This is a genomic window from Pseudomonas qingdaonensis (assembly GCF_018398475.1).
GTDB lineage: Bacteria > Pseudomonadota > Gammaproteobacteria > Pseudomonadales > Pseudomonadaceae > Aquipseudomonas > Aquipseudomonas palmensis.
Window position 1 is genome coordinate 2482724 of sequence record NZ_CP074676.1, and the last position, 25782, is coordinate 2508505.

Annotated in this window: 23 protein-coding genes; 5 read left to right on the plus strand and 18 right to left on the minus strand. The window is 66.0% G+C overall.

Features of this window, described 5'->3' with window-relative positions; translation table 11 throughout:
* Positions 1–39 precede the first annotated feature (39 nt).
* From KH389_RS11380 to KH389_RS11390, 3 genes are read left to right on the plus strand one after another with little or no spacing between them, the layout of a single operon-like run.
* Positions 40–540 (plus strand): tripartite tricarboxylate transporter TctB family protein, encoded by a 501-nt coding sequence (locus KH389_RS11380; protein WP_244988703.1) that lies wholly within the window; start codon positions 40–42, stop codon positions 538–540.
* A 10-nt stretch (positions 541–550) separates the two neighbouring features.
* On the plus strand, positions 551–2053 hold the full coding sequence (locus tag KH389_RS11385) for a tripartite tricarboxylate transporter permease (protein WP_043864035.1): 1503 nt from the start codon (positions 551–553) through the stop codon (positions 2051–2053).
* A 36-nt stretch (positions 2054–2089) separates the two neighbouring features.
* Positions 2090–3064, plus strand: a complete 975-nt coding sequence (locus KH389_RS11390) for a Bug family tripartite tricarboxylate transporter substrate binding protein (protein ID WP_213607368.1) — start codon at positions 2090–2092, stop codon at positions 3062–3064.
* Between the two features lie 39 nt (positions 3065–3103).
* Here the strand turns inward: KH389_RS11390 and KH389_RS11395 are convergent, their stop codons facing one another.
* From KH389_RS11395 to KH389_RS11410, 4 genes are all read right to left on the minus strand, one after another.
* Positions 3104–3994, minus strand: coding sequence for a LysR family transcriptional regulator (locus KH389_RS11395; RefSeq protein WP_213607369.1), 891 nt, complete (start codon positions 3992–3994; stop codon positions 3104–3106).
* 89 nt (positions 3995–4083) lie between these two features.
* A complete protein-coding gene (locus KH389_RS11400) occupies positions 4084–6483 on the minus strand; it encodes a hybrid sensor histidine kinase/response regulator (protein WP_043864032.1) in 2400 nt (799 codons plus the stop codon).
* A 9-nt stretch (positions 6484–6492) separates the two neighbouring features.
* Positions 6493–6954, minus strand: coding sequence for a response regulator (locus KH389_RS11405; protein WP_043864031.1), 462 nt, complete (start codon positions 6952–6954; stop codon positions 6493–6495).
* A gap of 18 nt (positions 6955–6972) precedes the next feature.
* Positions 6973–9228, minus strand: a complete 2256-nt coding sequence (locus KH389_RS11410; protein ID WP_054914354.1) for an ATP-binding protein — start codon at positions 9226–9228, stop codon at positions 6973–6975.
* Positions 9229–9523: 295 nt separating this feature from the next.
* On the opposite strand from KH389_RS11410, the gene mqo reads away from it, so the two are divergent.
* Entirely contained in the window at positions 9524–11170 is a 1647-nt protein-coding gene (gene mqo, locus KH389_RS11415) for a malate dehydrogenase (quinone) (RefSeq protein WP_058540324.1), read from the plus strand.
* 34 nt (positions 11171–11204) lie between these two features.
* Here the strand turns inward: mqo and KH389_RS11420 are convergent, their stop codons facing one another.
* The 8 genes from KH389_RS11420 to KH389_RS11455 form a co-directional block, all read right to left on the minus strand.
* Entirely contained in the window at positions 11205–12572 is a 1368-nt protein-coding gene (locus KH389_RS11420) for a sensor histidine kinase (RefSeq protein WP_104572556.1), read from the minus strand.
* On the minus strand, positions 12569–13231 hold the full coding sequence (locus tag KH389_RS11425) for a response regulator (RefSeq protein WP_054914356.1): 663 nt from the start codon (positions 13229–13231) through the stop codon (positions 12569–12571). Before KH389_RS11425 ends, KH389_RS11420 begins: the two co-directional genes overlap by 4 nt.
* 11 nt (positions 13232–13242) lie before the next feature.
* A complete protein-coding gene (locus KH389_RS11430) occupies positions 13243–13887 on the minus strand; it encodes a tetratricopeptide repeat protein (RefSeq protein WP_078481133.1) in 645 nt (214 codons plus the stop codon).
* Positions 13884–14693 carry an SDR family oxidoreductase gene (locus tag KH389_RS11435; RefSeq protein WP_213607370.1) on the minus strand — a complete coding sequence of 270 codons (810 nt, stop codon included), beginning with the start codon at positions 14691–14693 and terminating at the stop codon, positions 13884–13886. Before KH389_RS11435 ends, KH389_RS11430 begins: the two co-directional genes overlap by 4 nt.
* Positions 14680–15351: an iron-containing redox enzyme family protein gene (locus KH389_RS11440; RefSeq protein WP_058540320.1), complete on the minus strand. Its 672-nt coding sequence runs from the start codon at positions 15349–15351 to the stop codon at positions 14680–14682. Before KH389_RS11440 ends, KH389_RS11435 begins: the two co-directional genes overlap by 14 nt.
* Positions 15348–16829, minus strand: coding sequence for an AMP-binding protein (locus tag KH389_RS11445; protein WP_058540319.1), 1482 nt, complete (start codon positions 16827–16829; stop codon positions 15348–15350). Before KH389_RS11445 ends, KH389_RS11440 begins: the two co-directional genes overlap by 4 nt.
* On the minus strand, positions 16819–17496 hold the full coding sequence (locus tag KH389_RS11450; RefSeq protein WP_213607371.1) for a thermostable hemolysin: 678 nt from the start codon (positions 17494–17496) through the stop codon (positions 16819–16821). The genes KH389_RS11445 and KH389_RS11450 overlap by 11 nt, the downstream gene beginning before the upstream one ends.
* Before the next feature lie 119 nt (positions 17497–17615).
* A complete protein-coding gene (locus KH389_RS11455; protein ID WP_054914362.1) occupies positions 17616–18434 on the minus strand; it encodes a LysR family transcriptional regulator in 819 nt (272 codons plus the stop codon).
* A gap of 101 nt (positions 18435–18535) precedes the next feature.
* On the opposite strand from KH389_RS11455, the gene KH389_RS11460 reads away from it, so the two are divergent.
* Complete coding sequence (locus KH389_RS11460; protein ID WP_043864027.1) at positions 18536–19261, plus strand: SDR family oxidoreductase; 726 nt, start codon at positions 18536–18538, stop codon at positions 19259–19261.
* An 18-nt stretch (positions 19262–19279) separates the two neighbouring features.
* Here KH389_RS11460 and KH389_RS11465 read toward each other — a convergent pair whose 3' ends face one another.
* The 6 genes from KH389_RS11465 to KH389_RS11490 form a co-directional block, all read right to left on the minus strand.
* Positions 19280–21784 carry a TonB-dependent siderophore receptor gene (locus tag KH389_RS11465; protein WP_143516628.1) on the minus strand — a complete coding sequence of 835 codons (2505 nt, stop codon included), beginning with the start codon at positions 21782–21784 and terminating at the stop codon, positions 19280–19282.
* Positions 21785–21910: 126 nt separating this feature from the next.
* The gene (locus KH389_RS11470) at positions 21911–22891 is read right to left on the minus strand and encodes a FecR family protein (protein ID WP_213607372.1); all 981 of its coding nucleotides are present in this window, start codon (positions 22889–22891) and stop codon (positions 21911–21913) included.
* A 55-nt stretch (positions 22892–22946) separates the two neighbouring features.
* Positions 22947–23444, minus strand: a complete 498-nt coding sequence (locus tag KH389_RS11475) for an RNA polymerase sigma factor (RefSeq protein WP_043864025.1) — start codon at positions 23442–23444, stop codon at positions 22947–22949.
* A 94-nt stretch (positions 23445–23538) separates the two neighbouring features.
* A complete protein-coding gene (locus KH389_RS11480; RefSeq protein WP_213607373.1) occupies positions 23539–24090 on the minus strand; it encodes a dihydrofolate reductase family protein in 552 nt (183 codons plus the stop codon).
* Positions 24091–24226: 136 nt separating this feature from the next.
* Positions 24227–24757, minus strand: coding sequence for a cupin (locus KH389_RS11485; RefSeq protein ID WP_213607374.1), 531 nt, complete (start codon positions 24755–24757; stop codon positions 24227–24229).
* Between the two features lie 92 nt (positions 24758–24849).
* Complete coding sequence (locus KH389_RS11490; protein ID WP_043864022.1) at positions 24850–25680, minus strand: alpha/beta fold hydrolase; 831 nt, start codon at positions 25678–25680, stop codon at positions 24850–24852.
* Between the last annotated feature and the right edge of the window lie 102 nt (positions 25681–25782).

Here is a 25782-nt window from a genome sequence, read left to right on the forward strand (position 1 = left end):
TCGCCTTGCCTTGTGCCGTACCGGCACCTGGAGACCTGCGTGCGAGATGCTCTGCAACGGGCCGCCACTGCGCGCCCGCATTCCCTGACCCTGAACCTCGATGCCCGCGAAGTGCTGGCCGGCTGCCTGTTCCTGGGCTTCGGCCTGACCGGGCTGCTGGTGGGCAGCGCCTATGCCAGCGGCACGGCGATGCGCATGGGCGCAGGCTACTTTCCCTGGCTGGTGAGCCTGGCCCTGTGCGGGCTGGGCGTGGCCTTGCTGGTGCGCGGCCTGTGGCTGGGCCGCGAGAAGGTCACGCTGGACGGGTTGTTCATCGTCCGCCCGGCGCTGGCCATCAGTGCCAGCGTGGTGGCGTTCGCGCTGCTGCTGCCCAGCCTTGGCCTGGCGCTGGCGACCCTGTGCATGACGCTGCTCAGCGGCCTGGGCCGGCACAAGGCGCACCTGGGCGAACTGCTGGCGGTGGGCAGCGCGCTGGGGCTGTTCAGCGTGCAGGTGTTCGGCTACGGGCTGGGCCTGAACCTGCCGGCCTGGCCTGTCTGAGGAGTGACCCATGGAGCTGTTGGCACACCTGGGTATCGGCCTTGAAGCCGCCTTCACCCTGAACAACCTGCTGTACTGCCTGATCGGTGTGACCCTGGGCACGCTGGTGGGGGTGCTGCCCGGCCTGGGGCCGGTGGCCACCATCGCCATGCTGCTGCCGATCACCTACGGCCTGAGCCCGGCCGCGGCATTGATCATGCTGTCGGGCATCTATTACGGCGCCCAGTACGGCGGCTCGACCACGGCGATCCTGGTCAACCTGCCGGGCGAGTCGTCCTCGGTGGTGACCTGCCTGGACGGCCATGCCATGGCACGCAAGGGCCGGGCCGGGGCGGCCCTGGCCATTGCCGCGATCGGTTCGTTCATCGCCGGCAGCCTGTCGATCCTGCTGCTGGCCGCTGCTGCCGCACCGCTGGCCGAGGTGGCGCTGAAGTTCGGCCCGGCCGAGTACTTCTCGCTGATGCTGCTGGGCCTGGTGGCCGCCGTGGTGCTGGCCCAGGGCGACGTGCTCAAGGCCGTGGCCATGACCCTGCTGGGCCTGCTGCTGGGCCTGGTGGGCACCGACGTGAATTCCGGGGTGGAGCGCTTTACCTTCGGCCTGCCCCAGTTGAGCGACGGCATCAGTTTCGTGGTGATCTCGATGGGCATCTTCGGCATCGCCGAAATCATCGCCAACCTGGAGCGCAGCCGCGGCCAGCCGCCCCAGGTGGCGCGGGTGGGCAGCCTGATGCCGACCCGCGAAGACTACCGGCGCAGCTGGAAGCCGATGCTGCGCGGCACCGGCCTGGGCGCGGTGCTGGGCGTGCTGCCGGGGGGCGGGGCGATGCTGGGCGCGTTTGCCTCGTACATGGTCGAAAAGCGTATCGCCAGGCACCCCGAGCGCTTCGGCCAGGGCGCCATCGAGGGCGTGGCCGGGCCGGAGTCTGCCAACAACGCCGGGGCGCAGACCTCGTTCATCCCGATGCTGGTGCTGGGCCTGCCTTCCAACGCGGTGATGGCGCTGATGGCCGGGGCCATGATGATCCACGGCATCGTGCCGGGCCCGCAGGTGATCGACGAGCGCCCCGAGCTGTTCTGGGGGCTGATCGTGAGCATGTGGATCGGCAACCTGTTGCTGCTGGTGCTCAACCTGCCGCTGGTGGGGATCTGGGTGCGGCTGCTGTCGGTGCCGTACCGCCTGCTGTACCCGTCGATCCTGCTGTTCTGCTGCATTGGTGTGTACAGCGTCAACAACAGCCTGTTCGACGTGCTGCTCACGGTGGCGTTCGGGTTGCTGGGCTACCTGTTCATCAAGCTGCGCTGCGAGCCGGCGCCACTGCTTCTGGGTTATCTGCTCGGCCCGTTGATGGAGGAGAACCTGCGCCGGGCGATGCTGCTGTCGCGGGGCGACCCCACGGTGTTCGTCACCCGGCCATTGAGCCTGACCCTGTTGATTCTGTGCGTGCTGGCGGTGGGGCTGATGCTCATCCCGCGGGTGCGCGCCACGCGCCATGTGGCCTTCAGTGAAGACTGAGGGCTGCTTCAACCCTGACTGTTCCAGGACCTTTGCATGAAAATCATCCTACCGCTCAAGTTTGCCCTGGCCGCACTGGCCCTGGGCGTTGCCGCACTGGCCCAGGCCGATACCTACCCGAGCCGGGCCGTGACCCTGGTGGTGCCGTTCCCGCCGGGCGGCGCTGCCGATACCGTGGGGCGCTACTACGCCGAGCAGTTGTCGGCCTCGCTGGGCCAGCCGGTGGTGGTCGACAACAAGCCCGGTGCCGGCACCGCAATCGCCGCCGAGGCCGTGGCCAAGGCCAAACCCGATGGCTACACGCTGTCGCTGGCCACCGCCGGGCAGCTGACCATACTGCCCAACCTGCAGAAGGGCCTGCGCTACGACCCGCTGCAGGACTTCACGCCCGTGGCGGTGCTGGCCTCGGTGCCCAACGTGGTGGCCGTACCGGCTGCCAGCAAGGTCGACACGCTGCAAGCGCTGATCGACCAGGCCAAGGCGCGCCCGGGCGCGTTGAGCTATTCGTCGTGCGGCAACGGCACCCTGTGCCACCTGTCCGGGGAGTTGCTGAAGAACCTGGCGGGCATCGACCTGCTGCACGTGCCGTACAAGGGCAGTGCGCCGGCGGTCACGGCGGTGCTGGGCGGCGAGGTGGATGTGGCGGTGGATACCCTCACCGTGCTGGCCCCGCAGATCCAGGCCGGCAAGCTCAAGGGGCTGGTGCTCAGCAGCGCGCAGCGCTCGCCGTTGCTGCCAGGGGTGCCGAGTGCCAGCGAGGCAGGCCTGCCGGGGTTCGAGGCATCGGGCTGGTTCGGCCTGGTGCTGCCCAAGGGCGCTTCGCCGCAGCTGGTCGAGCAGTTGAGCGCGGCGATTGCCGCGATTGCCCAGGCGCCGCAGACCGCCAAGCGGTTCGCGCAGAACGGGATCAGCGTCGAGCACAGTACCCCGGCGGGGTTTGCCAAGCTGATCGCCGATGACGGCGCACGGTGGGGCGAGGTGATCCGGGCGGGCAACATCACGCTGGAGTGAGGCCCGCTGCCTTGGCTGATGCGGGGCAGGGCGGGGCTGCTACAGCGCCAGCCGCTGCGCCGTGACGCTGCCGAACAGCTCCACCGGCTCCTGCAGGTTGCCCAGGTAGCTGGGGTGAAACAGCCACAGGTCGACCTGGGGCTTGAAGTCGCTGACGTTGACCACTTCAAGCAGGTCGCGATGACGGCTGGCGGCCAGCAGCGGCTCGGGCACCAGCCCCAGGCCCTGGCCGTTGGCGACCAGGCCCAGTTGCAGTTCGGTGCCGAAGGTTTCCAGGTTGATCTGCAGCGACAGCCCCTGCTCGCTCAAGGCGCGCTGCAAGCCGGCGCGAAACCCGCAGCCGTCGGGGTTGAGCACCCAGCCCTGGCTGTAGCAGTCCTTGAGCTTGTAGCTGCGCTTGCTGGCGCTGCCCTTGGCGGCCACCACCCGCAGGTGCATGCGGCCGATGGAACGGCCGGCGATGCCTTCGGGGAAGATCTTGCCGGAGGGGAACAGCGCGGCGGCCGCATCCAGCTCGCCGTTTTCCATCCTGGCGATCAGCGCGCTGCCCCAGCCGCTGGCGACCTGGGTCCGCAGCTCGGGGTAGGCCTGGCGAATCTGCGCCAGGGCATCGAGCAGCACTACATCGCCGATGGTCTGCGGTACGCCCAGGCGCAGGGTGCCGCTGGGCGAGCCGTGGCTGGCCACCAGCTCGCGCAGGGTGTCGATCTCGCGCAGGATGGCCTTGCACTGTTCGTACACGCGCCAGCCCATGGGCGTGGGCTTGAGCGGCTTGGTGTTGCGGTCAAGCAGGTTGGTGCCCAGGTCTTCCTCGAAGTTCTGCACGCGTCGTGTGATGGCCGGCTGCGTCAACTGCAGCGACTGCGCCGCAAGGTTGGTCGACTGGCAGCGGATGACGGCGACGAAGGCGTCCATGTCATCGATCTTCATATTCGGCTCTCACATAGTCTGGCGTTGAAAAATGTCATTCAAGAATAATCTTTTTTGCTCGGCCAGGTAGAAAGCGTGTACAGGTTTTTTCAACGCGCCAGCGCTGCCCAGATCTTGCTGCGCAAGTCGCGCTCGCTGAACGGCTTCTGGATCACCGTCGAATGGCTCAGCCCCAGCACGTCGGTATTGGCATAGCCAGTCACGAACACCACCGGCAACTGCGGGTAGGAGCGCTTGACCAGGGCCGCCAGCTCGCCGCCGGTCATGCCGGGCATGGCGTAGTCGGTCAGCAGCAGGTCGATCTCGGGGCTCAGCATGTTCAGTGCATCCGGGCCGTTGCGCGCCTGCACCACCTTCAGGCCAAACGATTCCAGCAAGGTGGCCGTGAGGGTACGCACGGTGCTGTCATCGTCCACCAGCAGGATGGTCGAGCCCAGCGGCTGATGCGGTTCACTCACCGGCGCAGGGCTGGGCAGCACGGCCACGGCATCGCCCTGGATCCGCGGCAGGTACACGCTGACCGTGGTGCCGACATCCAGGGTGGTTTCGATGCGCACCCCACCACCGGACTGCTTGGCGAAACCGAACACCTGGGCCAGCCCCAGCCCCGATCCATGCCCCACCGGCTTGGTGGTGAAGAACGGCTCGAAGGCCCTGAGCAGGGTGTCCTCGTTCATGCCGCTGCCCGAGTCGACGATGGAGAACACCACGTAGTGGCCGGGTTCCGGGTCTTCGGGCCGCAGGGGCGCGGCCTCCACGGTGACGTTGTGGGTACGCAGCAGCACCGAGCCGGGCCCGTTGGCCATGGCGTCGCGGGCGTTGATGATGAGGTTGAGGATGATCATCTCGGTCTGGGTCAGGTCCGCCGAGGCGGTCCACAGGTCCGGGGCCAGCGACATCTCTACCCAGATATTCGCCCCCAGCGCCTTGTTCAGCAGGCTCTGCATGCCGCGCACGGTGGCGTTCAGGTCCACCGGGCGCGGTTGCAGGCGCTGGCGGCGCGAGAACGACAGCAGCTGGGCCGTGAGCCGGGCGCCACGTTCACCGGCATCGGTGATGTGTTCCAGCCGGGTGCGGGCCTTGTCCAGGTTGCCGCGGGCAATGTCGCGCGTGGCAAAGGTCGCGCTGGTGAGGATCACCGTGAGCAGGTTGTTGAAGTCGTGGGCCACTCCAGCCGTCAGCTGGCCGACCACTTCCAGGCGCTGCATCTGCTGCAGCGTGGCTTCCACGCGTTCCTTCTCGTCGATCTGTTCGCGCAGGCGCTTGTTGGTGGCGGCCAGTTCCTCGACCACCGCACGCTCATCGGTGATGTCGCGCACCGCGGCGTACATCAGGCCGTTCTCCGGCACGATGGTCCAGGACAGCCACCGGTAGTCGCCGTTGGCGTGGCGCATGCGGTTGACGAAGCGGGTCGATACGTTGCCGCTGGCGATGCTGCGGGTTTCCTTGATGGTGGCGTCCAGATCGAGGGGGTGGATCAGCTCCCACAGGCGCAGGCTGCCGATCTGGTCCCGCGACCAGCCCAGCGCCGCCTCCCAGGCCGGGTTGAAGTTGATCGGGGTCATGTCGAAGCGCAGCACCCCCAGCAGTTCACGCGACAGCTCCCAGGTGCGGTCGCGCTCGCGGGTGCGTTGCTCCACGCGCTCGCCCAGGGTTTCGGTCAACTGCACCAGGGCCTGGGTGGCGACCTTGCGCTCGCTGATGTCCTGCATCACCCCGCTGAAACGCACGCAACGGCCATCCTTGAACAGCGAACGGCCGTTGGAGTTGATCCAGCGCAGGCGACCGCCCGACAACTGCACGCGGTATTCGGCATGGAACACCGATTCGCAGCTCAGGGCCTGCTCGACCTTGGCCCGCAGCATTGCCCGGTCGTCGGGGTGGCAGTGCTCCAGCACCTGGTCAAGGTGCAGGTTGCAGCTGGGCGTGACTTCGTACAGGGCGCGGCAGCGCTCGTCCCACAGCACCGAGCCGCTGGGCACGCTCAGTTCCCACACGCCCATCTCGGCCGCCTGGATGGCCAGGCGGGCGCGGGTCTCGACTTCTTCAAGGGCGTTTTCCGCAGCGCGGCGCTTCTCGCGTTCGCGCACTTCGAGCACGGCGCGGCGGATGGCCTTGGGCAGCACCTTGAGGTTCTGCTTGAGCACGTAGTCGACCGCGCCCAGGCGCATGGTCTCCACCGCCTGCTGTTCGCCGAAAATGCCGGACAGGAAGATGAACGGCGTTTCCGGGGCCGCCCGCTGGGCCACCTCGAGCACCTGGATGCCCGACGAGGAGGGCAGCAGGTAGTCGCACACGATCACGTCGAAGGTGTGCTGCTGCATGGCCTCGCAGGCGCCGATGTGATCGTGCACCACCACCGGGTCGACCTGCAGGCCATAGCGCTCCAGCGTCAACAGCGTGAGCTCGACGTCGTGGGTGCTGTCTTCGATCAGCAGCAGCTTTATTCTGGGGAGCGGCGTCGGCGCTCCGGGCTCTCGTCTAGGCATGTCTTGTCATCATGACTTGGGGCGACGCACGACCCGGGTGGAACCGGGCGGTGGCTCGTTGAGCACGGCCCAGAAAATCCCCAGGTCGGAGATGGCGCCGACGAACTCCTTGAACTCCACGGGTTTGACCACGTAGGCATTCACGCCCAGCTGATAGGCGCGGTCCAGGTCCGGCTCTTCGCGGGACGAGGTCAGCATCACCACCGGAATGCTGCGCAGGTCGGCCGAGTCGCGCACCTGTTCGAGCACCTCCAGGCCATCGACCTTGGGCAGCTTGAGGTCGAGCAGCAGCACTGCCGGGTTGCCTTGCGGGCGGTCGGCATGGCTGTTCCTGCGGAACAGGTAGTCCAGCGCCTCGGCGCCGTCGCGTACCACGATCACCTCGTTGGCCAGCTGGCTGCGCTCGAGCGCGAGCAGAGTCAGTTCGAGGTCGTTGGGGTTGTCTTCTACCAGGAGTATCGGTTTGAGCATGGAGCGCCCTCGTGTGGGTCATGCAGTGGGCATGAGGGTTTTCTTTGGAAGTGAAAAATAGAACGTCGCGCCCTGGTCCGGGACACCGTGGGCCCATACCGTGCCGCCATGGCGCTCGATGATGCGCCGCACATTGGCCAGGCCGATGCCGGTGCCTTCGAACTCCTCCATGCGGTGCAGGCGCTGGAACACGCCGAACAGCTTGTTGGCGTACTGCATGTCGAAGCCGACGCCGTTGTCGCGCACGCTGATCACGTGGGCGTCGTCGCGTTCCTGCACGTCGACCTCGATCAGCGCCACCGGCCGGCCGCGGGTGTACTTGATGGCGTTGGCGATGAGGTTGCGCAGGGCCAGGTGCAGGAAGGCCGGGTCGGCCACCACGATCGGCAGGGCGTTGAAGGTCCAGCGGATGTCGCGGCCCTCGTAGTCGGGCAGCATCTCCAGCTTGATGGAGGCGACCATCGCCGACAGGTTGACGTCGGACAGGTGCATGGCGCACCGGCCCATCTGCGAGAAGCTCAGCAGGTTGTCCACCAGGGTGCCGGCGAACTTGGCGGAGTTCTCGATGGTGCCCAGAAAGCGCAGACTGCGCTCGGACATGTTGGCGCCTTCGGCATCGCTGAGCAGCTCGGCGTAGCCGGCGATATGACGCAGCGGCGCGCGCAGGTCGTGGGAAACGCTGTAGGAGAAGGCTTCCAGTTCCTTGTTGGTCTTTTCCAGGGATTCGGACAGTTGCGCCAGTTCTTCGGCCTTGCGCAGCACGATGCCGAGGATGGCCTGGCGCAGCTCCTGCACGCCCTCGATTTCGCTGGGGTCCCAGGGGGTCGAGAAGCCTTCGACGATCTGCTGCCACTGCTCGAAGCTTTCGCGCGGGTTCAGCGAGCCGCTCTGGGCGATGCTTTTTTCCGGGCGGCCGGCCCAGTGCACCACCTGGGACTGCTGGGGTTTGAACCAGATCAGGTAATGCGGGTGCAGTTCGGAAATGGACACGGCAAGGATGCCGCTGGCCATGTCGGCCAGCCCTGCCAGGTGCGGGATATCGCGCCCGGCGTTGTCGGTATGGAACACCTCGGCGTCGCCGCGGGCGGTCAGCCAGCCCACCAGGGCCATGATCCGCGCCTGGGGCGGGGTGTGCCCGTAGGTGTCGCAGCCGGTGCTGGACACCACTGCGGCACCGGCGGCGCCGACGAAGTCGGTGAAGATGTCGGGCAGGGCGCGCAGGCCCAGGCGCACGCTGTCCTGGTCGGCGATGGCGCCCAGCAGCTGCACGATGCGCTGGCGGATCTCGAGCATGCGCGCGTGGCGCAGGTGGGCTTCGCGGGTCTCGATCTGCAGCGACAGCACCCGGCCCAGCAGTTCGCAGGCGGTACGCACCTGAAAGCTCACGCTGCGCGGGGTACGGTGATGACACGACACCAGCCCCCACAACCGGCCCTCGACCACGATGGAAACCGACATCGAGGCCCAGGTCTGCATGTTGCGCATGTATTGCAGGTGCACGGGCGAGACGCTGCGCAGGGTCGAGAAGCTCAGGTCCAGGGGTTGGCCGGTGAGCAGGTTGGCGGCCGGCAGCAGGCGCGCCGGCTGGTAGTCGGCATCCTCGATCACGCGGATGCGGTTGGCACAGTACAGCGCCCGGGCCTGCGCCGGGATGTCCGAAGCAGGGAAGCACAGGCCCTTGTAGCTGGGGTAGTCGTCGTCGACCAGCTCGGCGTTGACCAGCCCGTTGCCCTCGGTGTCGAAGCGGTAGGACTTGACCCGGCCGAACCCGGTCAGGCGCTTGATCACGCGCACCGCCCGCTCGCACAGCTCGTCGATGCTCTCGCTGTCCGGTGCGCCGCCAACGAAGGAGCGCACCAGCGGGTACAGCCGCGAGCTTGGCGCCGGCACGGCGGCCGGGCGCTGGAATTCGGCGATCAGCACCTGGTCGTGGCGGTGCAGCATCATCGGCAGGCGCTGCGCCTGCTGGCCGATCAGAAACTGCACGTCGGCCACGTGATAGGGCTGGGACTGGTCTTCGTCGAGTTCGCCCAGCTGCTCGACGAAACTGCAACCGTCCTGCACCACCGCATCGAAATGCACGCCCAGCAAGGCGTCGATCTCCACCCCCAGCCAGTCCGGCAGGTTCTCGCTGACCTGGCGGATCAACATGGCCGGCTCCTGCACCACGACCATGAACCCCTGGGGCTGAATGCTGCCGGGGGTACGGATCTGTTCACGGGCGCAGTTGGCCAGGGCGATCTGGAAAGCGTCGCTGGGGTGGGTGGTGGTCACAAGATCCCTCCTGAAGGCGTGTTGGCAGGCCGTGCAGGGGAAGGGCACAAGCGATCCCGGCCAAGTGTAGAAAGCGCGGACAAGGTATCAAATCCTGTGGTTTCACGATGCTAAAACTGATCCTTAGCTGATGAATTGGTTCAGTTTGATAGCGTTTTGCCCGTGCCCTGGCGCCGCCGCGGCCCGATCCAAGGGAACCCCACTGACTGCACCGGGTCGCTTGTACGGCTTGTCATGCGCGATCCATGAGCCACACTCACTGGATCGTCTCGTAATGCAATTGGGGGGATATGCCATGAAGTTCGCAAGGAACGTGGCCACATTGGGCCTGGCCGTGTCGCTGGCGGCCGGCCAGGCGCAGGGGGCGGAATCGAAGAAGGTCGATGTACTGCTGGTGGGGGGCGGCATCATGAGCGCCACGCTGGCAATCTGGCTCAACGAGCTGGAGCCGGGCTGGTCGATGGAGATGGTCGAGCGCCTGGACGGGGTGGCCGAGGAAAGCTCCAACGGCTGGAACAACGCCGGCACCGGGCACTCGGCGCTGGCCGAGCTGAACTACACGCCCGAGGACAAGGACGGCAAGATCAACATCACCAAGGCGGTGGAGATCAACGAGGCGTTCCAGGTGACGCGCCAGTTCCTGGCCTGGCAGGTCAAGAACGGGGTGCTGAAGAACCCGCGCTCGTTCATCAATTCCACGCCGCACATGAGCTTCGTGTGGGGTGACGACAACATCAGTTTCCTCAAGCGCCGCTACGAGGCGCTGCAGGCCAGCCCCCTGTTCCGGCCGATGCAGTACTCCGAAGACCCGGCGCAGATCCGCAAGTGGGTGCCGCTGATGATGGAGGGCCGCGACCCCAACCAGAAGATCGCCGCCACCTGGACGCCGATCGGCACCGACGTGAACTTCGGCGAGATCACCCGCCAGTTCGTGGCGCACCTGCAGCAGCAGGAGAATTTCTCGCTCAAGCTGTCCAGCGAGGTCGAGGACATCCGTCGCAATGACGACGGCTCCTGGCACGTGGAGTACAAGAACCTCAAGAGCGGCGAGAAGTCGACCGCCGATGCCAAGTTCCTGTTCATCGGTGCCGGCGGCGCGGCGCTGCCGCTGCTGCAGAAGTCCGGCATTCCCGAGGCCCAGGACTACGCGGGCTTCCCGGTGGGCGGCTCGTTCCTGGTCACCGACAACCCCACCATCGCCCAGCAGCACATGGCCAAGGCCTACGGCATCGCCGCCACGGGCGCGCCGCCGATGTCGGTGCCGCACCTGGATACCCGGGTACTCGATGGCAAGCGGGTGATCCTGTTCGGGCCGTTCGCGACCTTCTCCACCAAGTTTCTCAAGGAAGGCTCGTACCTGGACCTGTTCTCCAGCATGACCACCCATAACCTGTGGCCCATGACCAAGGTGGGGATCGACCAGTTCGACCTGGTGCAGTACCTGGCAGGCCAGCTGATGCAATCGGACGACGACCGCTTCGAGGCGCTGCAGACCTACTTCCCCCAGGCCAAGAAGGAAGACTGGCGCCTGTGGCAGGCCGGGCAACGGGTGCAGATCATCAAGCGCGACAAGGAAAAGGGCGGGGTGCTCAAGCTGGGCACCGAGGTGGTGAGCGCGGCCGATGGCAGCATTGCCGGGCTGCTGGGCGCATCGCCCGGCGCATCCACGGCGGCGCCGATCATGCTCGAAGTGCTGCAGAAGGTGTTCAAGGACAAGGTCGCCAGCCCGGCCTGGCAGCAGAAGCTGCACCAGATCGTGCCCAGCTACGGCACCCACCTGAACGACGACCCGGCCCGGGTGCAGCAGGAGTGGGCCTACACCAGCGAGATACTGCAGCTTGCGCCGCCACCGGGCATCGATACCCAGGCGCCGCAGCAGTCGCCGGCCACCGACCCGATCGGCCAGAAGCACAGCGACTCGGACCCTGACCTGGCGCCATGACCGTCGATGGCTACCTGTCAGCGGGGGGGCGGGTTCAGTCCAGCGCAATCTCCAGGGTTGCGCACAGCCCGCCGGTGGCCATGTTCTCCAGCCGGACCTGACCGCCCAGCCGCATGGCGACCGCTTGGACGATGGCCAGGCCAAGGCCGGCGCCCTGTGCATTGCCACGACTGTAGAAGCGTTCGAACAGGCGCTCGCGTTCAGCTTCGTCGATACCAGGCCCCTCGTCCTGTATCGACAGCACGAAATGCGTCGGCTGGCGGCTCAGGCGAACGCTGATGATCCCTCCCTCGGGGGAGAAGTTCGCGGCATTGGTCACCAGGTTGTTGAGTGCGATATCGATCGCCCCGCCATCCACTCGGGCAAGGTAGTTGCCCGGGGCGGCCTCGAACACCAGTTCAAGGCCCTGGTCCAGTAGCCATGGGGTCATCTGCACCAGGCTGTCGCGCACAGTGTGTTCAAGGTCGATTCGCGGGGCATGGGCATGACCCGGCTGCGGTTCCAGGCGTGCCATGGTGAGCAGCTGGTTGACCAGACGGCTGGCGCGGTCCACCCCGTGTATCAGGTGCGCCAGCGATTCACGGTGCTCCTGTTCGGTCCCGGCCTCCTGCAGGTTTTGCGCGTGCACCCGCAGGACCGCCAGGGGCGTGCGCATTTCATGAGCCGCGTCGGCAATGAAGCGTCGCTCGCGTTCCAGCACTTCCTGGATCTGCGCCAGCATGCGGTTCAGCGCGGCCTGCATCGGTTCGAGTTCTGCAGGCAATGGCATCAGTTGCAGAGGTTCAAGCGACCCTGAATGACGGGCACGCAGGGTGGCTGCCATGTTGGCCAGGGGTTTGAGCCCCCAGCCAATGGCCAGCCAGACCATTGCTGCCAGGATCAGGCTGCCGAGCATATTGGGCCACAGGGTGTGGCGTACGATGCGGTCGACCAGGTCAGTGCGTACGTCGTCGCGCTCGCCCACCCAGATCCGCACCTGGTTGATTTTGTCTTCGAGCAGGAAGGCGCGCCACTGCCGGCCATGCAGGTCATGCACGTCACTGAAGCCCGGTGCCGACGGTGGCGAGGTGAAGGCGGGGGCGCTGTTGGTATGTACCAGCACCTGGCCCTGCGCATCCCACACCTGAAACGCGATCTTGCTTTCATAAGGGTGGCCGTCAAGCCTGGGTGTGGCTTCGCTCAGGGCCTGGTTGAACGCCTGGTACAGTTCGGTGTGTTGGTCGCCAGCCAGCGGCATGCGCATGACGCCCTGCAGAAGCCGCGCGTTCTGGGCCAGTTGTGCGTCATACACCTCGGCTATTTCATGGTTGCTGTCATGCAGGTTGAAGGCGCTGAGAATCATCAGGCCGGTAAGCATCAGGCCGATGATCAGGGTCAGGGTACGGCGTCGGATCGACATCATCGGCGCTCCTCCACCAGATAACCCACGCCGCGTACGGTTCGGATCAGGTCGGCGGAGAATTTTCTGCGCAGGTGATGGATGTGCACCTCCAGGGTGTTGCTTTCTGCTTCTTCGTTCCAGCCGTAAAGCAACTGGGTCAACCGCTCGCGGGTCATGACACGCCCCGGCGGTGAAAGCAGCTCATGCAGCAGCTGATATTCCTTGGGCGTCAGGGGCACGTTCTGCCCATGGAAGGACACCTGCTGAGTGCCGGGGTCCAGGCTGATGCCTGCATGCTCGATTCTTGCCTTGGCCCGCCCGGCGCTGCGGCGCAGCAGGGCCCGCAGGCGCGCCTTGAGCTCCGCCAGGTCGAAGGGTTTGATCAGGTAGTCGTCGGCACCTGCATCCAGCCCGGCAATGCGGTCTTCGGTGGCATCGCGCGCGGTGAGTATCAGCACCGGCAGGGTGGAGCCGCTATGACGCAGGCGACGCAGCACCTGGAGGCCGTCCATACGCGGCAGCCCCAGGTCGAGCACCGCCAGGTCGAAGGTTTCACTGAGCAGCGCATGCAGGGCGCTGCTGCCGTCCCGGAGCCAGTCGACGGTGTAGCCTTCGCGCCCCAGGGCCTGATGAATGCCTTCACCCAGGGCCACGTCATCTTCTATCAGCAGCAAGCGCACGGTGACTCCTGTCAGTCGAGTTTCTTGTCGATGTCCGCCAGCAGCGCGTTGATTTCATGGCGACGTCCGCTATCGGCGATTTCACGCCCTGGCCTCGGGGTGGCTTGCAGTGCCTTGAGCAAGGCTGCCCTGGCCTCGGGGTAACGCTTTTGACGGTAGAGGTGATCGCCCCAGAAGTACAGGCTGTCGATGCCATCGGGATTGATCAGCAAGGCCTGCTTGAGCAGCTGTTCGGCCTTGTCGGCGTCACCAAAGCCGATTGGCCAGCCTGGTACGCGATCATACAGGGCTGCAAGGCTGGTGTAGGCGGAGCCCTGCAGCGCCCTGGGGTCCAGCGTCAGCGCCTTTTCAAGGTCGGCCTTGGCCGTCTTGGCCTTGCCCAGCGCGCCCAGCCCGCCCTGCGCACCGGCCCAACTGCTGGTGACGATGCCCGACCAGATCCAGGCTTCAGCCGTGGTCGGACGTTCCCGGGTAAACGCCGAGGCCTGGCTGGACAATTGCTCGAAGGCTGTCGCGCGTTGGTCTGGCGGCAATTGGTATTGGATGTGTGCCCAGCTTTGCTGAAGCATGTTCAGGCGTTGCTGGTCGGCATTGTCCAGGGCCCAGGCGCCTTGGCTCAGGCCCCAGACCAGCAGGCAGGTGGCAATCTTTTTCATGGTTTGGGCGGCTCGCGGTCGGTCTTGTGGCTGAGGCGGCGGATCAGTGGCAACTGCTTGCGCAGACCGCGGTCCACCAGGTGCGGCAGCAGGTTGTTCAGGCGCACGAAAAAACGCTCCTGCCAACCCAGGTAAAGGTCGCGCCGATCACCGGCAATGGCGTGAATCACGGCGCTGGCCACGGTTTTCGGATCATCGACATTGGCCTTGAGGGCAACGTTCAGGGCCTGCGCCGCCGGGCTGTTCATGGGGGTGCGGGTGGCCCGCGGGGCGACGTACAGGACGTTGACCCGGGTGTCGGCCAGTTCCCGGCGCAGCGCTTCGGAAAACCCGCGCAGGGCGAACTTGCTCGCGCAGTAGGCCGCGTAGCCGGGGTAGCCGATCGAGCCGTAGGTAGACCCGACATTGACCACCATGGCGCTGTCGGCCTGTTTGAGCAGCGGCAACAACAGCCTAGTCAGACACATGGGGGCACTGATGTTCACTGCCAGCATGGCATTGATGTCACTGTCGTCCAGTTGCTCGAACATGGCGAAATGGTTCACGCCCGCAGCATTGATCAGCAGGTTCGCGCCGCCCAGGGCCTGGGCCGCGTTGAGTACCTTGCGCCTGTCCACGAGAAAGGTCAGGTCGGCGCCCATCCAGGTCATTTGCGCGGGGTACTCTTGCAGCAGCGATTGCAGGGGTTCGGCATGCCGGGCCACCGCCAGCACGCGGGCGCCGTTGGCGCAAAGGGCGGCGGCTATGGCCAGGCCGATCCCGCCACTGGCACCGGTCAGGACCACGCGGGCGTCAGACAGGCGCATGCTGTGCTCCATCGTGCGGCAGGCCGCGAAACATGTCGGCATACAGGCGGTAGACCACGCGCGACGCATCGATCACCGCGGCCTGGTCATCAGGGGCCTGCAGGGTGTTCATCAAACGGCGATAGGTCTGCATGTGCTCGAGGTCCAGCGAGCCATGGGAACTGAGGTAGCTGAAGGCGGCCTCCGGCAGCGCCAGGCGCGCGCGGATGCTGTGCGCGGCATGGGTGGCCAGGGCGATACTGGTACCTTCCAGCACATTGACCATGCCGAACAGCCCTACCGGGTTGCCCCGCGCGATCAGGTCGTAGAGGTAGGCGACCATCAGCTCGATCGGCAGTGAAGGCCGACCTTCGCGCACGGCATCCCTGTCACCGCCGCAGGCAGCAATGTCGTTGAGTATCCATTGCTCGTGGCCATACTCCTCTTCGATGTACTCGCACACGGCTTTGCGCAGCCACTCCAGCCGCGAGGGCAGGCGGGCGCCGCATGCCATCATCAAGGGTACGGTGTGACGCACATGGTAGTAGGCCTGGGCCAGGAAGGCCTGGTAGCTATCGAGGCTGACCTTGCCTTCGAGGGCATCGCGAATCACCGGCAGGCTGAACAGCGCATGGCGTTGCTGATGGGTTGCTTCTTGCAGCGTGTCGAAAAAGCTCATGGTCGGGTAGCCTCGCAGGCAAGGGGGTCGGTGAGTTGGGAGCGGTAGCGCTCGACGATGGCATCGCGGCGCGGGCGGCCATTGGCCGTGAGCAGGCCATTGGCGGTCGTGAACGGTTGTTCCAGGCGCGTCCAGCGATGCACCTGGGCGTAATCGGGCAGGGCCTGATTGGCCTGGGCCACGGCCGCTGCCAGTTCGGTGTCGGTGCAGCCCGGTTGATGTGGCCACAGCAATGCGTGGTTGTGAGCCATGGCTTCGCCATAGACGAAGGCCTGGGCGAACACCCCTCGCTGGGTCAGTTCGGCTTCGACCCATTCGGGGTTGATGTTGCGGCCGAAGCTGGTGACGAACTGGTGTTTCTTGCGCCCCTTGATGTACAGGAACCCTTCGGCGTCCAGCTCGCCCAGGTCACCGCTGGGCCACCAGGCGTCGGTGTGCGGCGGTTGGCCCAGGTAGCCGAGCAGGGCCGAGCCCTTGATCAGCACCTCGCCGTCTTCGGCCAGCCTGACCTGCAGGTGGGGCAGTGGCTGACCCACGCTGCCGGGGCGATGGGCCTGTGGCCGGTTCAGGCACACCACCGAGGCGCATTCCGACAGGCCGTAGCCTTCATACACCGGCAGGCCGATGCGCTGCGCGCGGATCAGCAGTTCGGTGGCGACCCTGGCCCCGCCCACCGCGGCAAAGCGCAACGTGCGCGGGTCGAAGGCGCGCTGTTCAGCGGCGCTGACCAGCACCAGCAGCAGTTGCGGCACCAGGATCAGGCTGTGGGGCGCACGGTCGGCGAGGGTGCCGAGCAGGCGCGCAGCATCGACGCCACTTGCGCCCTGGATGCCCAGAGCCGCCAGGCTGGGGACACTCACCGTGGCCCCGGCCATCAGCGCGGCGTAGCCACCCAGGTTCTCCAGCAGGATCGCCAGCGGCAGCAGGGTCAGGTGGTGCTGTGGCGCGGTGATTCGGCTGGCCTGCTCCAGCGCCCGGGCAACGCGCAGCATGCTCTCGGCGCCCAGGCATACGCCCTTGGGGGTTCCGGTGGTGCCGGAGGTGAAGGTCAGCTTGGCGGTGCCCTCGGGCATCAGGTCGGGCCCCGACCATTGCCTGCGCCAGAACGCGCCGTCTTCGACATAGCCGCACGCCAGCAGTTCGGGGGCCAGGGCCGGCTCGGCAATCACCAGGCTGGCCTGGCTCTGCGCCAGGCAATGGCTGCGCTGTGCGGGGCTGAAAAAGGGCGGCAGCAGCACGCAGGTCACGCCTGCAAACAGCAATGCCAGATCCCACAGCATGGCTTCCACACCGTTATCCAGGGCCAGTGCCACGACCCTGGCCGACTCATCGCGCAGGCGTTGCTGGCGGTACTGCACCTCGGCCTGCAGCGTGGCGTAGTCGAGCTTCAACTGGTCGCCCCACAACGCAATGGCGTTGGGCGTGTGTTCGGCGTGCCTGCGCAGCACCTGTTCGAAATGCTGCAGTTCAGGCGACATGACAGGCCTCCCCGGCGGCGGTAGGCAGGCCCAGGCGTGTGAACACGCCCATGTTGCGCAAATGGATGAAGCCTGCACGGATGTTGCCAACATGCACCTGGGGCTGGCTCTGGTAGTAGCTGCCCCAGTTATGGCGTTCTTCGCCCAGGCGCAGGGGGTCGGCCGTGCACAGCCTCACTGGCTTGAGCCCAAGGCGGTGGAAGCTGTTTACCAGGCCGATGCTGCCGGTGAACGCTACCCACTCCAGACCGCCCATGGCCAGCAGGTAGGTAACGGCAATGATGCTCAGGCGCGCGCTGCCGGTATCGGCGGCCGCCAGGTTGCCGACCTCGACGATGGCGCTGCGATCGACAGGGTTGTTCTCGGTGGCGCTGATCAGGGGGTCGATCGGCTCGTCCAGGTAGCGCTCCAGAAACAGCGCCTCACTGCTGGCCAGCCGCACACCGGCCACGGCGCACAGCGCGCCAGAGGCATTGCTGATGCCGAACAGCTGCGGCATGAACTGTGCGATATGCGCACCATGGGCCTTGCGAAAGCGCTGCTGGATGAAGGCCTCGTAGGCCGGGCGCAGGCTATCGCCGGGCAAGGCCCTGGCAAGGCTCATCACCGAACCGCCTGCGGCTGCGAAGTGCAGGGGCAGGGGGATGTTCCAGTCAGAATCGGGCATCGATCACGCCTCCCAGGGTGTGTGTCGGGAGGAGTATCCGAGGCAATTCTTAACGGAGTCTGAAGATCGCGAAAACAGCCAGCGGTCTGTTCAGACCGCGGCTTTCGATGCCTGTCGCATCATTGCCAGGTACCGGCCGGGGCGTCGCGCAGCGCGGCGTGCAGCAGGCGCAGCACCGGGTGCTCCAGCGCAGTGCCGCTGTAGCACAGGCCCACCCGGCGACTGGGCAGCGGGCTGTTGAGCGCATGCACCTGCACCCCTTGTGCCGCGCTCACCAGCGAGTGCGGCAGCGCCGCCACGCCGACCCCGGCCGCCACCAGCAGCAGCGACTGCTGCAGCGAGCCGCTGCTGGCCACCGCCGACGCGGTGGAGTTGCCATACAGCGCCATCAGGCGCTGGTGGGAGGGGTGTTCGGGGCAGATGACCCAGGGGTACAGGCTGGTGACCGTGCCCGGCTGCCTGCCGGCTGCGCTCACCAGCACGAACGGGTCGTCCCACACCGGCAGGAACAGCTCGTCTTCGCAGCACTGTTCTTCCACCGCGAGGCGCGCATCGCCGGCACAGCCCTCGTGCAGCGTGATATACAGGTGCGCCACCACCTGGTGGGCAAAGCGCAGAAACGCAGCGACCTGCGCGGGGCTCAGGTCCGGCTCGATGCCCAGGCTCAGGTGCTGGCGCGCATCGCTGGTGCGAAAGCGCTGGCGCAGGGCCTCGGCCTCGCTGACCAGCGCGCAGGCCTGCGGGTACAGCGAACGCGCCGCCTCGCTCACCTCCACCCCTCGCGACTGGCGGTTGAACAGGGTGGCGCCCAGGGCTTCTTCGAGCTGGCGGATGGTCACCGACAAGGTCGGCTGGCTGATGCACAGGCGCTGGGCGGCGCTGGTGATGTTGCGTTCTTCGAACACCGCCACAAAGGCTTTGAGGTGCCGGATATCCATAGGTAAGGCCGATGTCTGCAAGAGGAATTAAGCATTTTATCTGCTGTGGCCGGCACTATACGCTTTGCGTCATCTGATAAACCAATGACGGAAGCACTTTCATGAACAAACCCCTGATCATCGTGACCGGCGCCAGCTCGGGCATCGGCGAGGCCGTCGCGCGCCTGTTCTCTGCCCAGGGCCACCCCCTGCTGCTGCTGGCCCGGCGCGTGGAGCGCCTGCTCGCACTGGGCTTGCCCGCCACTCTATGCAAGGGTGTCGACGTCACCGACCGCGAGGCGCTGCTGGCTGCGGTGAAGGAGGCCGAGGCGCAGTACGGCCCGGCCGATGCGATCGTCAACAATGCGGGGGTGATGCTGCTGGGTGATACCGCCACCCAGGCCCCCGAGCAGTGGGAGCGCATGCTGGATGTGAACGTCAAGGGCCTGCTCAACGGCATCCATGCGGTACTGGGCGGCATGATCGAACGCAACCACGGCACGGTGATCAACGTCGGCTCGGTGGCCGGGCGCAAGACCTTCCCCAACCATGTGGCCTACGTGGGCACCAAGTTTGCCGTGCACGCGATCTCGGAAAACCTGCGCGAAGAAGTGGCGGCGCACAACGTGCGGGTCATCACCATCGCGCCGGGTGCGGTGGAAACCGAGCTGCTCGGCCACACCACCGATGAGGCGATCAAGTCCGGCTACCAGGACTGGAAGGCCGGCATGGGCGGCGTGGTGCTGTCGGCGGACGATGTGGCCAATGCGATCCGCTACGCCTACGAACAGCCTCAGGGCGTGTGCATCCGCGAGATCGTGCTGGCGGCGACCCGCCAGCAGGCCTGATGGCGTGCGCGTTGCGCGTCAGAAGCTGTACCTGACGTTGAACATCACGTTGCGCGGGTCGCCGTAGTAGACCGAGTAGTAGTTGCCGATGCCGCTGTAGTACGTCTTGTCGAACAGGTTGTTGAGGTTGGCCGACACCTTCAGTTGCTTGCTCACGTCATACGCGGCCATCAGGCCGACCACTCCGTAGGCGTCCTGGAAGAACTTGTGGCTGGGCAGCGCCACGTCGTTGACGTCGTCGTAGAAGGTGTCGTCGACGAAGTAGGTGCGGCTCTGCCACTGCCAGTTGCCGCCCACGGTGAGCTTGTTCAGCTCGGCCGGCAGGCGGTAGCTGGTGGCGACCTTGAGCAGGTGCTGGGGCTGGTTGGTCGCCACGCGCCGGTGATCGGCGTCGTAGGAGGCCTGATAGACGTAGCCGGCGTTGATGTTCCAGTCGGGCAGGATCTCGCCGGACATTTCCAGCTCCACACCGCGGGTGGTGGCGCCCTGCACGGCGCGCATCACTTCATTGCCGAACTCCCCGGTGGTGCCGGTCGACTGCGCCAGGTTGTCCTGCTTGAGCTCGAACAGCGCCAGACTGGCATTCAGGCGACGGTCGAAATACTCGCCCTTGATTCCCACTTCGTAGCTTTGCCCGGTGAGCGGGTCCAGCGGCTTGTTGTCGGCACCCCGGTTGTAGGGCTGCGGCTTGAAGATGTCGGTGTAGCTGGCGTACACGGTGTGCTGGTCGTCGAGGTCGTAGGTGATGCCGGCATAGGGGATCACTTCACCGGTGTCGCGGGTGGCGGTGCGGCTGCTGCGCGGCAGCGCGTTGATGCTGTCCAGGCTCCACGCGTAGTCGGTGACCCGCGCCCCCAGCACCAGGTTGAGTGCGTCGGTGGGCTTGAGCACGACCGCAGCGTAGCCGACCTTCTGCGTGGTCTTGATATCGAAGGTCGACCACCAGGCCCAGTCGGTGGGGTAGGCGGCGTTGTTGTTCCAGTCGAAGGCATCGGGTGCCACGGCGTCGGTGCTGCCGTCGGTACGGTCCGATTGCGCGGTGGTGTGGGCATAGGTGTAGCCCACCACCAGGTCGTGGCTTCTGCCCAGCAGCGAGAACGGGCCCTTGGCGTAGATATCGAAGGACTTCTCGTCGGTATCGGTGTTGAACTTGGCCGCACCGCCCGGGTAGTAGCCGTGGGCGACGCTGTTGTCGTTCGGGTCGACATGGGCGGTGGCCAGGCCTGCGATGATCTCGCGCGAGGCATAGTTGCGGTAGCTGGCGGTGGCCTTGAGCGACCACTCGTTGTCGAACTGGTGATCGATGCTGGCGAATGCGCGCTGGGTGCGATGGTTGCGGTAGGCCCACTTGTCCGCCGGGTTGGTGGAGCGCGAGAAGCGCACCGGCGTGCCGTTCTTGTAGAAGGCCGGCAGGTGGGTGGTGGAGGACGCGTCGTTGTCGTTCTGCTGGTACTCGTAGCCCACGCTCAGCACGGTGGCGTCAGACAGGTCGCCGTCGAGCACGCCGTAGAAGATGTCCTGTTGCTGCTTCTGGTAGTCGATGAAGGTGTGCTGCTGTTCACGGGCCGCGACGAAACGCCCGCGCAGGGCGCCGCTGTCGAGCAGCGGTCCGGACACGTCCAGCTCGGTGCGGTAGTGATCCCACGAGCCTGCGCCGGCGGACACATGGCCCTGAAACTGGGCAGTGGGCCGCTTGCGCACCAGGTTGATCACCCCCGACGGGTAGCCGATGCCGTTGACCAGCCCGGTGGCGCCCTTGAGCACCTCGACGCGGTCGTAGATCACCGAGTTGGTGATGCTGTAGTTGTCGCGCAGGTTGCCGGCGTCGGTGCTCAGGCTGGGCACGCCGTCGTACTGGAAGTTCTGGATCTCGAAGCCGCGCGAGTAGAAGGTGAAGCCTTCGGAGTTCTCGCGGTTGACGGTGATGCCCGGGGTTTGCTGCATCACCTCGGACAGGTTGTTCAGGCCCTGGTCGTCCATCTGCTGGCGGGTGATCACGCTGATCGACTGCGGGGTCTTGCGCAGCGACATGTCCAGGCGCGTGGCGGTGCTGGTCTGCCCGGTGGTGTAGGAGCCGCTGCCCTCGGTGGTGCTGCCCAGGCTCCAGGCGCTGTTGATGGTGGTGGCGCCCAGTTCGATGTTGTTGCCGGCGCTGTCTGGCAGCGGTACCAGGTACAGGGTCGAGGCGTCACTGCGCCCGAAGGTGAAGCCGCTGCCGGCCAGCAGTTGGGCCAGGGCCTGATCGGCGGAGTAGCTGCCCTTGACCGGTGCGCTGCGCAGGCCGGCGTCCAGGTTGCCGTCGAGCATCACGTTCTGCCCGGTCTGCTGGCTGAACACCAGCAATGCCTGGCGCAGTTGCTGGGCGGGGATATCGAATGCCGTGTGCACGCTGACCGCCCCTGTACCGGGCGCGGGCAGCTGGGCCTGGGCCGGTTGGGCCAGCAGCGCGCAACTGATCGCGGCGCCCAGCGCCGACATGCGCCAGCACGAACCCTGGGGGAACAACGTCTGGGGTGTTGCCATTTCCTTGACTCCTCGGCAGAACGACTTCGCCTGTTTGCGAATGGGTTTCATCTGCTGGTGATGACGCACGAGGAGTGCAAATGTCTGATGGGTACTGCAAATAATTTTCAATCAGCCATCGGCGGGTCAGGCAGGGCGGATGATGGTCACCAGGTCGGTGTAGCGGCTCAGGCGGATCGGCAGGGTGCGCGCCAGCACATCGAGCATCTGCTCGGGGTGCTGGCGATTGAGGATCAGGCTCACCGGGCGTGCCGCCAGGCGCTCGTCGGCGATGAAGATGCGGCCCTCGCGCCAGCGCTGCAGGTGATTGACCACCTTGGCCAGGGGCGTGTCGAAGAACACCAGGCTGCCGTTGCGCCAGGCCAGCACCTGGTCGAGTTCGGCGCGCTGCACCGGGCCGAGCCCGGCGGCGCCGAAGGTCACGGCCTCGCCCTGGCCCAGTTGTGCCTGCTGGCCGGGGATTTGCACCCCGGCATTGTGCTCACTGACGGCCAGGTCGGCGCTGCCGGCATCGCAGGACAGGCAGAACGCACCCTGGTGGCTGATCACGGTGCCGGCCTCGGTGTCGATGCGCAGCGGGCGGGTATCGGCGGCCACCTTGAAATAGGCCTGACCACGCAGCATGCGCAGGCGCCGCGTGGTGCCGGAAAAGTCGAGGTCCAGGGCGGTGTTGCCGGCCAGTTCGATCACGCTGCCATCGGGCAGGCGCTCGGTGCGGGTTTCACCCACGCGCGTGTGCAGGTCGGCAAACGACAGGCCGTCGCCCTTGAGCCACAGCGTGGCCGAGCCGGTGGCCACTGCGGCGGTGCACGCCGCCATGGCCAGTTGCATGAAGCGCCGCCGCGAGATGCCGCGGGCCTTGGGGGCAGGCGGCGCCTGCACGGCAGGCAGCTCGGCGGCCAGGGCCCACAGCGCTTCGAGTTCCAGGTAGGCCTTGGCATGGCGCGGGTCGGCCAGCATCCACTCAAGCCATTGCTCGTGCTCGGCCTGGCTGGCCGAGCCTTCGAAGATCAGCGCGAACCAGGCGCAGGCCTGCTGCGAGATGGGGTCGGCCTGGGGCTCGTCGGGCGAGGCCGGGGCCGGCGTGGGGAAGGGCGGTTCAGCCATGGGTCGGGTCACTGTGCGGGCGGTGAGGTGTACAGGGGCGCATGATAGTCCACTCTCACTCGGACATGCCCAGCTTGAGCAATTCCAGTGCCCGCACCATGCGGCTGTAGGCGGTCTTGGGCGAAATGCCCAGGCGTTCACCGATCTCCACGTAGGTCAGGCCTTCGCCGCGCGCTAGCAGAAACACCTCGCGGCAAGGCTCGGGCATGCGCTGCATCACGCGGTTGAGCGTGGCCAGCTGGTCCTGGGCGATCACCGTGCGTTCCAGGCTCGGGGTCTTCTGCTCCAGCGCCTGCAGCTCGGTGGGCTCGACCACCTCGCCCTTGCGGTGGCGCTCGCGACGCAGGTAGTCGATGAACAGGTTGCGCGCGCACAGAAACAGGTACGCGCGAAAGTTGTCGATGGGCGTGCGCCCCAGCTGTTCGGACAGGCGAATGAAGGTTTCCTGAGTCAGGTCTGCGGCGGTGTCCTTGCAGCGCACCTGACGATTCAGGTAGTCCTGAATTTCTTCACGGTGGGCAAGGTACAACGCCTTGAGGTCTGCGCTTGACACGAAACACCTGCGAGCTGGGGGTCAGGGAGCGCAGGAAGATAACAGGAATTAATATCATTTAAAACAACGCGGCCGAGGCGCTGGGGTAGCGTCTCTAGCGGTTCGGGAGCAATCGGTAGTGGCTCTGCACGAAACCGTTGTCCGACGCGCAGGTGGCGACATGCTGCAGCTGGCGTTCGCTGCCTGCGTGGCTGAACAGCGCAATGCCCTGGCCAAGCAGTACCGGAATGCGCGTGATGATCAATTCGTCGATCAGCCCGACCTGCAGAAACGCCTGGAGGGTCTGGCCGCCATCGATGTAGAGGTGCTTGAGCCCTCGTGCTGCCAGTTGCTCGACGATGTCGGTCACGTCGCCTGCCAGCACCTCGACGTTGGCCTGCGGGTGCGCAGACATGTCCACGGGCCGGTTGGACAGCACGATGACCGGGATGCCTGCATACGGCCATTCGGGGAAGGACAGCACCTTGTCCAGGGGCTTGCGGCCCATCACCAGGGCATCGACGCCGGCGATGAACTGTTCGTAGGTCACGCCGTTGAGTACAGCGGTTTCATAGTCGGGGCGGTGCAGCCACTCGATGTCGCCGTCGGGGCGTGCGATGAAGCCATCGATGCTCGCGGCGACGAATACGGAGCACTTGATTGTCATTGAACGTGAATTCCTCGTTGCTGTAGGCACGCCTTTGAAAACGGGCGGTTGGTTGGCGACCGAATATACCGCGTTGCCAGCTCGTTACCAGTCATCAGCCAAAGGGCCTGGGCCTGCTGGAGCCAGACGCTGCCCATCAACGCTGGTTGAGCCAATGCTGCTGGTAGGCCCCTTGCGGGTCCTGCACCGGGCCGTGATCGGGAACGGGCAGGTTGGCGATGCACGCAAGCTGGGCCTGGGTTGGCGCTTCGCGTCGGATGTCTGCGTGCTGCCCGGGCGGGTAGGCCCCCACCACCAGAAAGCCCGGGCTGCAATCGAGTTTGCAGTGGCCCGTGCCGGCGGGCAGCAACAGCACATCGCCTGCACTCACCTGTACTTCGCGACCCCGCGGGCCGCCCAGTATCAGCCTTGCCTGGCCACACACCACGCCGAGCGCTTCGTGGCCCTCGGTGTGGTAGTGGTGGTAGGCGTAGATGCCATCGCGCCATTGCGCCGGCCAGCCATTGGCCTCGAAAGTGCGTTCGATTTGCGCCGCCGGATCACTGCCATGCAGCGCAATCGCGTGGGGGTAGATCAGCACCGGCAGCCGGGTGTTGTTGGGCACCCAGTCGTCGGGTTGCAGCCTCAGTACCTGCGAGGCTGTTGAAGGTGTGTGTCGAGTGTTCATGGTCGACCCTCGGCGATGAAGCCGGGGCGGCATCGGGTTGCCAGCCCGGCGTGGTGACAGGGAAGGGGCAGGTGGATGCCTGCCCCGGTCGTCTAGCTTCGCAGGAACGCGAGCAGATCGGCGTTGATCGTGTCGGCGTCGGTGGTCGGCATGCCATGCGGCAAGCCCGCATAGGTTTTCAGGGTGCCGTTCTGCAACAGCTTCGCTGACCGCGGCCCTGAGTTTGCATAGGGCACGATCTGGTCATCGTCCCCGTGCATCACCAGGACGGGAATCGTGATGCGCTTGAGGTCGTCGGTGAAGTCGGTCTGGGAGAAGGCCACGATCCCGTCAAGGTGTGCCTTGGCGCAGCCCATCATGCCCTGGCGCCACCAGTTCAGGATGGTGCCCTCGCTGGCGTTTGCGCCTGGGCGGTTGTAGCCATAGAACGGGCCTGACGGCAGGTCATGGTAGAACTGTGCGCGGTTGGCCTTGAGCTGCGCCTGCAAGTCATCGAACACCGACCTGGGCAAGCCGTCCGGATTGTTCGGGGTCTGGACCATCAGCGGTGGCACGGCACTGATGAGGGCAGCCTTCGACACACGCTCCTGGCCATGGCGAACGATGTAGCGGATCACCTCGCCGCCGCCGGTGGAGTGCCCCACGTGGGCTGCACCCTGCACGCCAAGATGGTCGACCACGGCCGCAACGTCGTCCGCATAGTGATCCATGTCGTGCCCGTCCCACACCTGGCTGGAGCGCCCGTGGCCGCGGCGGTCGTGTGCGACGACCCGGTAGCCGTGATCAAGGAAGAACAGCATCTGCGCATCCCAGTCGTCGGCACTGAGTGGCCATCCGTGGTGAAAGACGATCACCGGGGCATCGCGTGGGCCCCAGTCCTTGTAGAAGATCTCGACACCGTCCCGCGTAGTGACATACCCCATGTTCGTGGCTCCCGAGTGAAGTGGAGGGCGTGGTCAGTATCGTGTTGTGATCATGACCAGGTGAACAAAGTGCAGATCAGCGGATGAACGGCCTGCGCAGAC